Origin of the sequence: Streptomyces niveiscabiei (genome assembly GCF_001419795.1) — a bacterium.
GTDB classification, from domain to species: Bacteria; Actinomycetota; Actinomycetes; order Streptomycetales; family Streptomycetaceae; genus Streptomyces; species Streptomyces niveiscabiei.
Genome location: NZ_LIRL01000383.1, coordinates 1 through 14,631 on the forward strand (window position 1 = coordinate 1; position 14,631 = coordinate 14,631).

The 14,631-nt window shown below is 69.8% G+C and carries 7 protein-coding genes, 1 tRNA gene, 1 rRNA gene and 1 pseudogene; 5 read left to right on the plus strand and 5 right to left on the minus strand.

The window, feature by feature from the left end:
- The first annotated feature begins 137 nt into the window (after positions 1 to 137).
- The 3 genes from rrf to AOK24_RS19215 all read left to right on the plus strand — a co-directional run bounded on the left by rrf (position 138) and on the right by AOK24_RS19215 (position 1,177).
- Positions 138 to 254: ribosomal RNA gene (rrf, locus tag AOK24_RS19205) — 5S ribosomal RNA — on the plus strand.
- 110 nt (positions 255 to 364) lie between these two features.
- A complete protein-coding gene (locus AOK24_RS19210) occupies positions 365 to 1,027 on the plus strand; it encodes a DegT/DnrJ/EryC1/StrS family aminotransferase (RefSeq protein ID WP_055721308.1) in 663 nt (220 codons plus the stop codon).
- 77 nt (positions 1,028 to 1,104) lie between these two features.
- Positions 1,105 to 1,177, plus strand: a tRNA-Thr gene (locus AOK24_RS19215).
- Between the two features lie 59 nt (positions 1,178 to 1,236).
- Here the strand turns inward: AOK24_RS19215 and AOK24_RS19220 are convergent.
- A complete protein-coding gene (locus AOK24_RS19220) occupies positions 1,237 to 3,798 on the minus strand; it encodes a SpoIIE family protein phosphatase (protein WP_055721309.1) in 2,562 nt (853 codons plus the stop codon).
- 225 nt (positions 3,799 to 4,023) lie between these two features.
- Here AOK24_RS19220 and AOK24_RS19225 point away from each other — a divergent pair.
- Positions 4,024 to 7,977, plus strand: a pseudogene (locus AOK24_RS19225) (HAMP domain-containing protein).
- 92 nt (positions 7,978 to 8,069) lie between these two features.
- Here the strand turns inward: AOK24_RS19225 and AOK24_RS19230 are convergent.
- Both AOK24_RS19230 and lepA read right to left on the minus strand, forming a co-directional pair.
- On the minus strand, positions 8,070 to 9,947 hold the full coding sequence (locus tag AOK24_RS19230; protein ID WP_055721303.1) for an AMP-dependent synthetase/ligase: 1,878 nt from the start codon (positions 9,945 to 9,947) through the stop codon (positions 8,070 to 8,072).
- A gap of 199 nt (positions 9,948 to 10,146) precedes the next feature.
- Positions 10,147 to 12,015, minus strand: coding sequence for a translation elongation factor 4 (gene lepA, locus AOK24_RS19235; RefSeq protein WP_055721304.1), 1,869 nt, complete (start codon positions 12,013 to 12,015; stop codon positions 10,147 to 10,149).
- Positions 12,016 to 12,238: 223 nt separating this feature from the next.
- Here lepA and rpsT point away from each other — a divergent pair, with 223 nt between their 5' ends.
- Entirely contained in the window at positions 12,239 to 12,505 is a 267-nt protein-coding gene (gene rpsT, locus AOK24_RS19240; protein WP_055721305.1) for a 30S ribosomal protein S20, read from the plus strand.
- 215 nt (positions 12,506 to 12,720) lie between these two features.
- Here the strand turns inward: rpsT and AOK24_RS19245 are convergent, their stop codons facing one another.
- Together AOK24_RS19245 and holA are read right to left on the minus strand one after the other, a co-directional pair.
- The gene (locus AOK24_RS19245; protein WP_055721306.1) at positions 12,721 to 13,497 is read right to left on the minus strand and encodes a class I SAM-dependent methyltransferase; all 777 of its coding nucleotides are present in this window, start codon (positions 13,495 to 13,497) and stop codon (positions 12,721 to 12,723) included.
- A gap of 46 nt (positions 13,498 to 13,543) precedes the next feature.
- A complete protein-coding gene (gene holA, locus AOK24_RS19250) occupies positions 13,544 to 14,530 on the minus strand; it encodes a DNA polymerase III subunit delta (RefSeq protein ID WP_206191233.1) in 987 nt (328 codons plus the stop codon).
- Between the last annotated feature and the right edge of the window lie 101 nt (positions 14,531 to 14,631).

A 14,631-nucleotide genomic window follows, 5' to 3' on the forward strand; every position in this document is an offset into this window, starting at 1 on the left:
GACAGCGGGTGAAGCTGACTGGTACTAATAGGCCGAGGGCTTGTCCTCAGTTGCTCGCGTCCACTGTGTTGGTTCTGAAACCACGAACAACCCCATGCCATGGTCACGGTGTGGTGCGGTTGTCTGTTTCATAGTGTTTCGGTGGTTATAGCGTGAGGGAAACGCCCGGTTACATTCCGAACCCGGAAGCTAAGCCTTACAGCGCCGATGGTACTGCAGGGGGGACCCTGTGGGAGAGTAGGACGCCGCCGAACTCCTTTTAGAGGTGGGCCCTGAACTTCGGTTCAGGGCCCACCTCTTTTTTGTTGTCCGTCACTTCCAGTTCACGTTCCGCCCCGACCATCCCACCATGGGTACTGGAGCAATGCTCAGGGCTGCGGGCGTAGGGCTCGGCGACGAGGTCGTCGTGCCGGCCTTCGGGAACACCGAGGTCGCCGAAGAGGTGGCCCGGGTGGGTGCGATGCCGGTGTTCGCGGATGTGGACCCGGTGAGCTACTGCCTCGACGCGCTGGCCGTCGAGTCGGTCGTAACTCCTCGGACGGCGGCCGTCGTTGTCGTGCACCGCTTTGGTCGGCCTGCGGACATGGGGCGGTTGAGGGAGGTCGGTGCCCGGCGGGGGTTGCTGGTGCTGGAGGAGGGGGACGGAGGCGGGGCCGTCGACGAGATCGCTCAGCGGCGGGAGCGGGCGGCTTATCTGGACGCCCGGTTGCGGGGGGTGTGGACGCCCGACGGTGGGGACGGGCACACCTATCAGCAGTACGTCGTGCGGGTGCCGGGGAACGGGCGGCCGGACCGGGACGCCTTCGCACGCGCCTTGCGGGGCAAGGGAGTTGCCTGCCGGGTGCCGGTGAAGACGCCTGTGCACCGGTTGCCGGAGTTCCGGCGGTGCGTGTCGTTGCCGGAGACCGAGCGTGCGGCCGACGAGACGTTGGCGTTGCCGGTCGACGCGGCGCTGACGAAGCGGGACATGCAGCGCATAGTGTCCGCGTGCAATGCGCTCGGCGGGCTGTTGCAGCCGGCGTACTGAACGGGTTTGGGAATAGCCGCTCGTTCGGGGTACGATCTTCTTGTTGCCGCGAGGGAAATGCCCCAAAAGGCGACAAGGCCCCTATAGCTCAGTCGGTAGAGCGTCTCCATGGTAAGGAGAAGGTCAACGGTTCGATTCCGTTTGGGGGCTCAGAGATAAACCCCCTGCCTTTCGAGGCAGGGGGCTTTTTCATGCCCTCGTCCGGTCCCTCACGCCACCCGCATCGCGAGAATGGCCATGTCGTCCGACGGGGCGTCGGAGGCGAACCGCTCCACCGCGCGCATGATGCGGGCGGCGACCGCGCCCGCCGTGAGACCGGTGCACGTGGTGAGGACGTCGGCGAGGCCGTCGTCGCCGAGCATGCGGGTGCCCTCGCGGCGTTCGGTGACGCCGTCGGTGACGCACAGGAGGACGTCGCCCGGGTCGAGGGTGACCGTCTGCTCGTACAGGTCCAGGTCCTCGATGACGCCCAGGAGGGGCTGGGGTTCGGCGGCGGGCTCGACCGTGCCGTCCTGGCGCAGGCGCAGCGGGAGGGGGTGGCCGGCGCAGACGACCTTCAGCTCGGCGCTGCCGTCCTCCTGGGGCCGCAGCTCGCCGTACAGGAGGGTCAGGAAGCGGCTGCGGGAGCCCTCGTCGAGGATCGCGGAGTTGAGGCGCTCCAGGACCGCCGGGCCGCTGAGGCCCTCGCGGGCGAGCAGGCGCAGGGCGTGGCGGGCGAGGCCCGTGACGGCGGCGGCGTTCGGGCCTGTGCCGCAGACGTCGCCGATGGCGAAGCCGTACGCGCCGTCGCTGATCGGGAAGACGTCGTAGAAGTCGCCGCCGACCTCGTTGCCCTCGCCGGCCGCGCGGTAGATGACGTCGACCTCGACGCCGGCGATCTCGGGCAGGCCCGGGGGCAGGAGGCTGCGCTGGAGGGCCTGGCTGATGGCTGTGCGCTCCGAGTAGAGGCGGGCGTTGTCCAGGGCCAGGGCGGCCCGGCGGGATAGGTCCTCGGCGAGTTCCAGGATCTCCTGGCGGAAGTGTTCGTCGGTCGGTTTGCCGAGGGTCAGCATGCCGATGACGCGGTTGCGGGCGACCAGGGGGAGGACGACGGTCTCGCCGCCGACCGCCGAGGCCGTGGCGAGGGTGGGGCCGATGCCCGAGGACACCGGGTGCGTGGGGCCGCCCGCGAGGCCCAGGCTGCGCATCGAGCTGCGCAGGGCCGCCTCGTGCGCGGCCTGGCCGGGCGCCGTCCATACGCGCGCGCCGGGGGTGGGAACCGGGTCGGGCGGCGCGGTCTTCGACAGCAGGGACTTGATGCCGTCGATGAGCTCCTCGTCCTCGTGCAGGACGTACGACAGGTACGGCTCCGACGCCTGGTCGGCGATCGTGTACACGGCGCACCAGGTGGCCAGCGTCGGCACCGTCATCTGGGCCATCAGGGCGAGGGTCTGGTCCCGGTCCAGGGTGCCGGCGAGGAGGTCGGAGGCCTCGACGAGGAAGCTGAGCGAGCCTCTGCGCAGCCGCTCCAGCTCGCCCAGGCGCGCGGACTCGACGGCGAGGGCGATCCGGTCGGCGGCGAACTGGAGCCGCAGCGCCTCCTCGTTGGAGTAGCGGCCCGGCGACTCGGAGGCGACCCCGAGGGAGCCGGTGAGGCGTCCCTCGACCTTCAGCGGCACGGTGACGACCGCGCGCATGCCGGTGCCGTTCAGCAGCGGTACGGCGCCTGGGACGGCCGTCAGGTCGTCGTGGACGGCCGGCATGCGCGCGGAGCCGTACCGGCCGGGGCCCGCCTCGACGGGGACGCGGGCGAAGCGCTGGCGGGTGGAGGGCAGGCCCGTCGAGGCGCGGACCTCGAGTTCCGTCTCGTCGTCGGTGGCGAGGAGCAGGAAGGCGGCGTCCGCGTCGAGCATGTCGCGGGCGCGCTCCACGGTGCGCTGGAGGAGGCCGTCGAGGTCGTCCGGGGCGGGGGAGCCGATGAACACCTCGAACGGGTCGGTGTTCGGGGAGTCGGAGGAGCCGGCGCTGTCGGAGGCCGGGCCGCGGGCCGGGGTCTGGAGGACCGCGCGCTCGTGGTCGCGCACCAGGAGGCAGACCGTGGAGGGTTCGCCGCCGGTGTCGCGGACGCGCAGGTGCGAGGCGTAGACGGGGGTGACGCGGCCGTCGGAGCCGCGGATGCCGTAGCTGCCCTCCCAGCGGGAGAGCTGGAGCGCCTCGGCGATGCCGGTGGCGGTGCCCGGGGTGTGCGGCCAGGCGGCGAGGTCGGTGAGGGGTTTGCCGATGACCTGGTCGGCGGGGTAGCCGAAGATGTCCTCGGCGTCCTCGTTCCAGGCGGAGATCGAGCCCGTACGGTCGATCTGGACGACGGCGACGCGTACCCGGCCGTCGGCGAGCGGCAGGAGGCCGACCGGCAGGGACGGGCCTGCCGTGCGGGTGCCGACGGCGCGTTCGGGCAGGGCGAGCTGGAACCAGACGTTCTTGTGGGTGGGCGTGTACTCGACGCCCCAGCGCCCCGCGATGGCCGCGCACAGCTGGAGTCCGCGCCCGCCCTCGCGGTCGGGGTTGCTCATGGCGGGCAGGGCGCCCTGGAGGGGGATCTCGCGCTCCGGGTAGCGGTCGGCGACCTCGACGCGTACGCCGTCGTCGCTGCGCAGGCACAGGACGTCGGCGTGGGTGCCCGCGTGGACGACCGCGTTGGTGACGAGTTCGCTGAGGACGAGAACGGCCTCGTCCCCGGCGCGGGGGGTGGCGTGCCGGCCGGCGGCGGCCCACTCGTCCAGGGCCCGCGCCAGCACCTCCCGCGCGGTACCCGGCGCGAGCGCGCTCCCCGTGAGGGTCGTACCGATCCGCGCCGGCCGGCGGAGCCGCGAGCGCGGGGCCGACTCCCGTTGTGTCGGAATGGTCCCCACTGAACGGCCCTCCTCCCCGAGCAGTTGGTTCGAATACGCCTCGGTCGTTACGAACAGGGTGACAGACTGACTACGCCCATAAGCGCCGAGTTATCGAAGTGGGCCGCCATGAGTGAGAACAGTGCTGTGTGTGTGCTCGAAGACGGATCAATTGAGGGCGGGATTCGAGCATCTGCGCTACGCCCTCTGCTCACCGCGCTGCTCGCGGCCCGGGACGGGGAGTTCGTCCGGGCGGCGATGCCGGCCCGGGACGACGGGATCGTGGCCGAACTGACCACGGTCTACAACCAGATCGTGGACCGCAGTACGCACTTCAACGACGAGGTGCGCAGGGTGAAGCGCGAGGTGGTCCGGCACGGCAGGCTGGACGAACGCGTCTCGGCCAGCCCGGGCCAGGGCCGTTGGACGTCGCGCGTGGACGACGTGAACCAGCTCCTGGACGCCCTGGCCGCCCCGGCGGCGAACGCGACCCGCGTCCTGGACGCGGTGGCGGGCGGCGACCTCACCCAACGCGTCGACCTGCACGACGGCACCCGCCAACTCCGGGGCGATCTGCGCCGGTTGGGCCGCGCCGTGAACAAGATGGTCGACCAGCTCTCGCTGTTCACCGGCGAGGTGACCCGGGTCGCCCGCGAGGTCGGCACCGAGGGCCGTCTCGGTGGCCGCGCCAAGGTGCAGGGCCTGTCGGGGAGTTGGCGGGACGTGACGGAGGCCGTCAACACGATGGCGGCCCGGCTGACCGCACAGGTACGGGACATCGCGCTGGTGACGACGGCGGTGGCGCGCGGCGACCTGACCCGTACGGTGACCGTCGAGGCGACCGGCGAACTCCTCGAACTGAAGCTGACCGTCAACACGATGGTGGAGCAGCTCTCCGCGTTCGCCGACGAGGTGACCCGCGTCGCCCGAGAGGTGGGCACGGAGGGCCAGTTGGGCGGCCGGGCCCAGGTCCGGGGCGTGTCCGGCGTCTGGAAGGACCTCACCGACAACGTCAACTTCATGGCCTCGAACCTGACTTCACAGGTCCGCAACATCGCCCAGGTGACGACCGCCGTGGCCAACGGCGATCTCAGTCAGAAGATCACCGTCGACGCGCGCGGCGAGATCCTGGAGCTGAAGAACACGGTCAACACGATGGTCGACCAGCTCTCGGCGTTCGCCGACGAGGTCACCCGGGTCGCCCGGGAGGTCGGCACCGAGGGCAACCTCGGCGGCCGGGCCCACGTCCGGGGCGTCTCCGGCGTCTGGAAGGACCTCACCGACAACGTCAACTTCATGGCGGACAACCTCACTTCGCAGGTCCGCAACATCGCCCTCGTCTCGACGGCCGTCGCTCAGGGCGACCTCGGCAAGAAGATCACCGTGGAGGCGAAGGGCGAGATCCTGGAGCTGAAGACGACCATCAACACGATGGTGGACCAGCTCTCGGCATTCGCGGACGAGGTCACGCGCGTCGCCCGGGAGGTGGGCACCGAAGGCAACCTGGGCGGCCAGGCCCAGGTCCGGGGCGTGTCCGGCGTCTGGAAAGACCTCACCGACAACGTCAACTTCATGGCCCTGAACCTGACTTCGCAGGTCCGCAACATCGCCCAGGTGACGACCGCCGTGGCCAACGGCGACCTCTCCAAGCAGATCACGGTCGACGCGCGCGGCGAGATCCAGCAGCTGAAGGACACCGTCAACACGATGGTGGAGCAACTGCGGGCGTTCGCCGACGAGGTGACGCGGGTCGCCGCCGAGGTGGGCACGGAAGGGAACCTGGGCGGCCGGGCGCAGGTGCGGGGCGTGTCGGGGGTGTGGAAGGACCTCACCGACAACGTCAACTACATGGCGGACAACCTGACTTCACAGGTCAGGAACATCGCGCAGGTGGCGACCGCCGTCGCGCAGGGCGACCTGTCGAAGAAGATCGACGTGGACGCGCGCGGCGAGATCCTCGAACTGAAGACGACCATCAACACGATGGTGGACACGCTCTCCGCGTTCGCCTCGGAGGTCACCCGCGTCGCCCGCGAGGTCGGCTCGGAGGGCCAACTCGGCGGCCAGGCACGGGTGGAGGGCGTCTACGGCACCTGGAAGCGGCTCACGACGAACGTCAACGAACTCGCGCTGAACCTCACCACGCAGGTTCGCGCCATCGCCTAGGTCGCCTCGGCCGTGGCCCAGGGCGACCTGACCCGGGCGATCACCGTCGAGGCGCGCGGCGAGGTCGCCGAACTCAAGGACGACGTCAACCTGATGGTGGCGACCCTGCGCGAGACGACCCGCGCGAAGGACTGGCTGGAGTCCAACCTCGCCCGCCTCGCGTCGCTGATGCAGGGCCACCGGGACCTGATGGAGGTCGCGGACCTCATCCTGCGCGAGCTGACGCCGCTGGTGAACGCGCAGTACGGGGCGTTCTACCTGGCCGACCCGGAGGACCACACCACCGGCCCGGCGAAGGGGCTGGCGTTCATCGCCGGGTACGGGGCCGTCGAGACGGGCGGGCTGCCGGTGCACGGTCTGGTCCGGCAGGCGGCGCGGGAGAAGAAGCGGATCCTGGTGGAGGAGACCCCGGCGGACTACATCAAGATCGCCAGCGGGCTCGGCGAGGCCCCGCCGACGACCGTCGTCATCATCCCGATCCTCTTCGAGGACACGCTCCTCGGGGTCGTCGAACTCGCCTCGTTCTCCCGCTTCTCGGACGTCCACCTCGCGTTCTTCGACCAGTTCGTGAACACGATCGGCGTCGCCATCAACACGATCATCGCCAACTCCCGTACGGAGTCCCTGCTGAGCGAGTCCCAGCGGCTCATGCGCCAGCTCCAGGAACGCTCGGACGAACTCCAGAAGCAGCAGGCGGAGTTGCGGCGCTCCAACGCCGAACTCGCGGACAAGGCGGCCCTGCTGGCGACGTCGTCGCAGTACAAGTCGGAGTTCCTGGCGAACATGTCGCACGAGCTGCGCACCCCGCTCAACTCCCTGCTGATCCTGGCCCGGCTGCTCTCCGACAACCCCGACGGCCATCTCTCCGACCAGGAGGTGCAGTTCGCGACCACGATCCACCGCTCCGGCTCCGACCTGCTCCAGCTCATCAACGACATCCTCGACCTGTCGAAGATCGAGGCGGGCCGGATGGACGTACGCCCCAAGACGCTCCCGCTGATCAAGCTCCTCGACTACGTGCACGCCACGTTCCGCCCGCTCACCCTCGACCGCGGCCTCGCCTTCGAGGTGTCCGTCGGCGACGACGTGCCGCGCACGATGCACTCCGACGAGCAGCGCATCCAGCAGATCCTGCGCAACCTGCTGTCCAACGCGGTCAAGTTCACGTCCTCGGGCAGCGTCGAACTACGGGTGACCCGCGCCTGTGACGACATGATCGCCTTCGCCGTCACCGACACGGGCATCGGCATCGCCGCAGACCAACTCCCGGGCATCTTCGAGGCGTTCCAGCAGGCCGACGGCACCACCAACCGCAAGTACGGCGGCACCGGCCTGGGGTTGTCCATCAGCCGCGAGATCGCCGGGCTGCTCGGCGGCAGGATCGTCGCCGAGAGCGCGCCCGGCCTCGGCTCCACGTTCACGCTGTACGTCCCGCTGGTCAGCCCCGGTCACCTCGCGCCGCCGGCCGCCGAACCCGTCGAGACGTGGCCGCCGACCACCGCGCCGGAGACCTGGCGCACCGGGCGCGCCGCCGAGGTGCTGCCCGGGCGCCGGGTCCTGATCGTCGACGACGACATCCGCAACGTGTTCGCGCTGACCCACGTACTCGGCCGCGTCGGCATGGACGTCCAGTACGCGGAGAACGGCCGCGAGGGCATCGAACTCCTCGCCGCCCACCCCGAGATCGAGCTGATCCTGATGGACATCATGATGCCCGAGATGGACGGCTACGAGACGATCACCGCAATCCGCCGCTCCCCCCGCTGGACCGACCTCCCGATCATCGCCCTCACGGCGAAGGCGATGCCGGGAGACCGAGAGAAGTCGATCGCACAGGGCGCAGACGACTACGTACCGAAACCGGTAAACATCGACGAACTGCTAGCTGCCATGGCCGGTTTACTGGAACGCCGCTAGGGGAGCGGGGCTGTATAAATTGTGCGGCTCCGCCGCGCGGGCGCGACAAGCCACAACGGCGCAGCCGCTCGCCAACGCTCCCCCGCAACCCCCTACGCTTCGCGCGTCCCTGCGTACATCTCCTCCAGCAGCCCCTTGTAAGCACGTTCCACCACAGGCCGCTTCAACTTGAGACTCGGCGTGATCTCGCCGTGCTCGACGTCCAGGTCCCTCGGCAGCAGCCGGAACTTCTTGATGGTCTGCCAGCGCTGAAGCCCCGCGTTGAGCTCGTCCACGTACCCCTGGATCAGCTCGACAGCCGCAGACGAGCCCACGACCTCCGCGTACGACTTCCCGCCGAGCCCGTTCTCCTCGGCCCAGCCGAGAATGGCCGGCTCGTCGAGCGCGATCAGCGCCGTGCAGAAGTTCCGGTCGGCCCCGTGCACGAGGATGTTGGAGACGTACGGGCAGACCGCCTTGAACTGCCCCTCGACCTCGGCGGGGGCGATGTACTTGCCGCCGGACGTCTTGATGAGGTCCTTCTTGCGGTCGGTGATCTTCAGGAACCCGTCCGGGGACAGCTCGCCGATGTCACCCGTGTGGAACCACCCGTCGGACTCCAGCACCTCGGCGGTCTTGTCGGGGAGCTTGTGGTACCCCTCCATGATCCCGGGGCCGCGCATGAGGATCTCCCCGTCGTCGGCGATGCGCACCTCCGTGCCGGGCAGCGGCTTGCCGACCGTGCCCGTGCGGTACGCCTCGCCGGGGTTGACGAAGGACGCGGCGGAGGACTCGGTGAGCCCGTACCCCTCCAGGATGTGGATGCCGGCGCCGGAGAAGAAGTACCCGATCTCGGGGGAGAGCGCGGCGGACCCGGAGACGCAGGCCCGCAGCCGCCCGCCGAACGCCTCGCGGATCTTCGCGAAGACGAGCGTGTCGGCGGCCTTGTGCTTCGCGGTGAGCGCGAAGGGCGCCGTCCGGTTCCCGGTCCGCATGAAGTTGTCCTGCGTGACCTTGGCGTACTCGCGGCCGACCTGCGAGGCCCACTGGAAGATCTTGTACTTCGCGCCGCCCCCGGCCCTGGCCTTCGCGGCGACGCCGTTGTAGACCTTCTCGAAGATGCGCGGGACGGCCGCCATGTACGTCGGCCGGACGACCGGCAGGTTCTCGATGATCTTGTCGACGCGGCCGTCGACGGCGGTGACGTGCCCGACCTCGATCTGCCCCGAGGTGAGGACCTTGCCGAAGACGTGCGCCAGCGGCAGCCACAGGTACTGCACGTCCTCGCCGCTGATCAGCCCGGTCGCGGCGATGGCCTTGGCCATGTACGACCAGTTGTCGTGCGGGAGGCGCACCCCCTTGGGGCGGCCCGTCGTACCGGAGGTGTAGATCAGCGTGGCCAGCTGGTCCCGGGTGATCGCGGCGACCTTCTTCTCGATCAGCCCGGGCTCCTCGGCCAGCCGCTCGGCGCCGCGCTTCTCCAGCTCGTCGAGCGTGAGGATCCAGTCCTCGCCGGTGTCCGCGCCGGTGGGGTCGATGACGACGACGTACGCCAGGTCGGGCAGCTCACCGCGCCGGGCGACGGCCTTGGCGAGCTGCGCGGCGTCCTCCGCGATCAGTACCCGGCTCTCGGAGTCGGAGAGGATGTACGCCGACTCCTCGTCGTTGGTCTGCGGGTACACGGTCGTCGTCGCGGCGCCCGCGCACATGATGCCGAGGTCGGCGAGGATCCACTCGATGCGGGTGGCGGAGGCGAGCGCGACGCGCTGCTCCGGCTCGATGCCGAGGCCGATCAGTCCGGCGGCGATCGCGTGGACGCGCTCGGCGGCCTGCGCCCAGCTCAGCGACTTCCAGTCGTCGGGGCCTTGACCGGACGGTGCCGGTACCGGGTACCGGTACGCCTCCGCGTCGGGTGTGGCCGCCACCCGCTCCAGGAAGAGGCCCGCCACGGACGGCGGACGGTTCTCGATCAGGGTCTGTGTGTCGCTCACGACGTCCTCCGGGGCCCGCGACGGTGCGGCGGTTGTGCTACGCGGCTGTTTAACTCACGAGTAACTACCAGGCAGGGATCAGAGTAAAGGGCGTCCGGCCCGGGCGTAAGGGGTCACGGACGGTCACTTCCGCCTGATACGACAGCGGGGCCCGCCGTGCTCACACACGACGGACCCCACAAGTACGGCCGGTCGGCCGCTACTTCTTGCCCTTGCCCGAACCGGCGCTGTCGTCGCTGCTCAGGACGGCGATGAAGGCCTCCTGCGGAACCTCCACGGAACCCACCATCTTCATGCGCTTCTTGCCTTCCTTCTGCTTCTCCAGCAGCTTCCGCTTCCGGGAGATGTCACCGCCGTAGCACTTGGCGAGGACGTCCTTGCGGATGGCGCGGATCGTCTCGCGGGCGATGACCCGGGAGCCGATGGCCGCCTGGATCGGCACCTCGAAGGCCTGCCGCGGGATGAGTTCGCGCAGCTTGGCGACCAGGCGCACACCGTACGCGTACGCCGCGTCCTTGTGCGTGATCGCCGAGAACGCGTCGACCTTGTCGCCGTGCAGCAGGATGTCGACCTTCACGAGCGAGCTGGTCTGCTCGCCGGTCGGCTCGTAGTCCAGCGACGCGTAGCCGCGCGTCTTCGACTTCAGCTGGTCGAAGAAGTCGAACACGATCTCCGCGAGGGGCAGCGTGTAGCGGATCTCCACGCGGTCCTCGGAGAGGTAGTCCATGCCGAGGAGAGTGCCGCGCCGGGTCTGGCACAGCTCCATGATCGAGCCGATGAACTCGGTCGGCGCGAGGATCGTGGCGCGTACGACGGGCTCGTACACCTCCATGATCTTGCCCTCGGGGAACTCGCTCGGGTTCGTGACGACGTGCTCGCTGCGGTCCTCCATGACGACGCGGTACACCACGTTCGGCGCGGTCGCGATCAGGTCGAGGCCGAACTCGCGCTCCAGGCGCTCGCGGATCACGTCCAGGTGCAGCAGGCCGAGGAAGCCGACGCGGAAGCCGAAGCCGAGGGCGGCGGAGGTCTCCGGCTCGTAGACGAGCGCGGCGTCGTTCAGCTGGAGCTTGTCGAGGGCCTCGCGCAGCTCCGGGTAGTCCGAGCCGTCCAGCGGGTACAGGCCGGAGAAGACCATCGGCTTCGGGTCCTTGTAGCCGCCGAGCGCCTCCGTCGCCCCCTTGACCTGGCTGGTGACGGTGTCGCCGACCTTCGACTGGCGGACGTCCTTCACGCCGGTGATGAGGTAGCCCACCTCGCCGACGCCCAGGCCGTCCGCGCCGAGCATCTCCGGCGAGTTGGTGCCGATCTCCAGCAGCTCGTGGGTCGCGCCGGTCGACATCATCCTGATGCGCTCACGCTTGTTGAGCTGGCCGTCGATGACACGGACGTACGTCACGACGCCGCGGTACGAGTCGTACACCGAGTCGAAGATCATCGCGCGGGCGGGCGCGTCCTTGACGCCGACGGGGGCCGGGACGTCCCGGACGACCCGGTCGAGCAGGGCGTCCACGCCGACGCCGGTCTTCGCGGAGACCCGCAGGACGTCGTCCGGGTCGCAGCCGACGAGGTTCGCCAGCTCCTCGGCGAACTTCTCCGGCTGCGCCGCCGGGAGGTCGATCTTGTTCAGCACCGGGATGATCGTGAGGTCGTTCTCCATCGCGAGGTACAGGTTCGCGAGGGTCTGCGCCTCGATGCCCTGCGCCGCGTCGACCAGGAGGACGGTGCCCTCGCAGGCCGCGAGCGACCGGGAGACCTCGTAGGTGAAGTCGACGTGCCCGGGGGTGTCGATCATGTTGAGGATGTGCGTGTTGCCCGGGTCCTCGGTCGGGGCCCAGGGCAGGCGCACCGCCTGCGATTTGATCGTGATGCCGCGCTCGCGCTCGATGTCCATGCGGTCGAGGTACTGGGCGCGCATCTGGCGCTGCTCCACCACCCCGGTCAGCTGGAGCATCCGGTCGGCGAGCGTGGACTTGCCGTGGTCGATGTGCGCGATGATGCAGAAATTGCGGATCAGCGCCGGGTCGGTACGGCTCGGCTCGGGCACATTCTTAGGGGTCGCGGGCACGCAGGGTCCTGTCTCTTGAGGCGCCTTGTGCCTCGGGTCGGGATCGATACGTAGGTTCTATGGTCCCACGGGTGGCGACCAGGTCCCGGTTTGGGCTGGCCGGGGGGCCGCTGCTACTGTGGACAGCTGTGTCTCTTGCCCTCTCAGCGCGAGGCACACCCCAAGAAATCACCTGGTCCGGGGCCCCCGCGGTCCCGTGCCTGAACCTGAGAAGGCTCAATCAGTGGCGAACATCAAGTCCCAGATCAAGCGGATCAAGACCAACGAGAAGGCCCGGCTGCGCAACAAGGCCGTCAAGTCCTCCCTGAAGACCGCGATCCGCAAGGCCCGCGAGGCCGCCGCCGCGGGTGACGTCGAGAAGGCCACCGAGTACCAGCGCGCCGCCGCGCGCCAGCTGGACAAGGCCGTCTCCAAGGGCGTCATCCACAAGAACCAGGCCGCCAACAAGAAGTCGGCGCTTGCTTCCAAGGTCGAGGCGCTCAAGGGCTGAACCCCTTTTTTGATCTGACCGCCGACGGAACCTAGCGGGCCCTCTCTCATCCGCTCCCGTCCGGCACCCACCTGGTCACGCGCGGCCTGCGTTCGCCACGCGGGCGTGACCGAAAAGCTCGAACCGAAGACCCCGGTTCCCCCCTTCCCCAGGGTGGGACCGGGGTCTTCGGCGTACGCCGCCGGGGTTGCCGCGACGGCTCCCCGTACCGGTCGTCACCCCGTCTTCGCCGCCCGCACCGTGTAGACCCGAGGCACCCCCCGCCCCTCGGGAAGCCTGAAGTGTCCGTGGTCGTGCTCGTGCAGGAACTCCACCCGCAGACCGGCCGCCGCCAGCGCGCTGACCACGTCCCCGATCCCGTGCCGCCACTCGACGGTCACGGTGGCGTCCATCGGCGCGGCGACATCGGCGTACGTACCGGGCGCGTCGACCACGATCGGGTCGGTGTGGAAGTAGTCGCTCTGTACGGTGCACCCGTCATCGGCGAGCAGGTCGGCGACCGGGTGGTACTCGGCCAGGTACAGGAACCCGCCCTCGGCGACCAGCGCGGCAGCCGTCCGCGCCCACCCGGCGATATCAGGCAGCCAGCACAGGGCGCCGAAGCCGGTGTACACGATGTCGAAGCGCTCACCGCCGAGCGCCTCGACGGCGTCGTACACATCGGCCGTCACGAACCTCGCCGACTCCGCGCCGACCCGCACGGCCAGCTCCCGGGCGACCTGGACAGCGGCCGGCGAGAAGTCGAGTCCGGTGACGGCGGCTCCGCGTCGTGCCCAGGACAGGGTGTCGAGCCCGATGTGACATTGCAGGTGGAGCAGGGTCTTCCCGCTGACGTCACCGACTTCGTCGACCTCGAAGTCCTGGAGCGACTCCTTGCCCGCGACGAAGGAGGGCAGGTCGTAGAAAGACCCCGCCGCGTGGATCGGAACCCGCTCGTCCCAGTTGGCGCGGTTGGCCGCGAGCCAGTCGGTGGCGTCCGGAGTTGTCGTCATACCGGGAACGCTAGCCAGACCGGCGGACGGCGCTCAATCCGTTTCCCTACCTCCCCCGGGAACGGGCCGCTCGGGCGATGGTCACGACCGCCTTCTCCAGGGCGTACTCCGGATCGTCCCCGCCGCCCTTGACCCCGGCGTCCGCGTCGGCGACGGCTCGCAGGGCCACCGCCACGCCCTCCGGCGTCCACCCCCGCATCTGCTGCCGGACCCGGTCGATCTTCCAGGGCGGCATGCCCAGCTCACGCGCGAGGTCCGCAGGACGGCCCCCACGCGCGGACGACAGCTTGCCGATGGCCCGCACCCCTTGGGCCAACGCGCTGGTGATCAGCACCGGCGCGACCCCGGTCGACAGGGACCACCGCAGCGCCTCCAGCGCCTCCGCCGCCCGCCCCTCGACGGCCCGGTCGGCGACGGTGAAGCTCGACGCCTCGGCCCGCCCCGTGTAGTACCGCCCGACGACCGCCTCGTCGATGGTCCCCTCGACGTCCGAGGCCAGCTGCGAGACGGCGGACGCCAGCTCCCTGAGGTCGCTCCCGATCGCGTCGACCAGCGCGGAACACGCCTCCGGCGTCGCGGACCGCCCCGTCGCCCGGAACTCCTGCCGGACAAAAGCCAGCCGGTCCGCGGGCTTGGTCATCTTCGGACAGGCCACCTCCCGCGCCCCCGCCTTGCGCGCGGCCTCCAGCACGGCCTTCCCCTTGACCCCACCGGCATGCAGCAGCACGAGCGCGATGTCCTCGACGGGCGAACCCAGATACCCCTTCAGGTCCTTGACGGTGTCCGCCGAGAGGTCCTGCGCGTTCCGTACGACGATGACTTTCCGCTCGGAGAACAGCGAAGGGCTCGTCAACTCGGCCAGCGTCCCCGGCTGCACCTGCTCCGACCCCAGGTCCCGCACATCCGTGTCCGCGTCGGCCTCCCGGGCCGCCCGCACGACATCCCGCACGACCCGGTCGAGCAGCAACTCCTCCTGCCCCACGGCGAGGGTCACAGGGGCGAGGAGGTCATCATCAGCACGTTTCTTGGCCATCCCCACAAGCATGTCACGCACCACCGACAACCCCACCCCACCCACCGGGGGCCGACGCCCGCCGCCAGGCCGTCCGGGGCGCAGGAGGAAACCCCCACCCC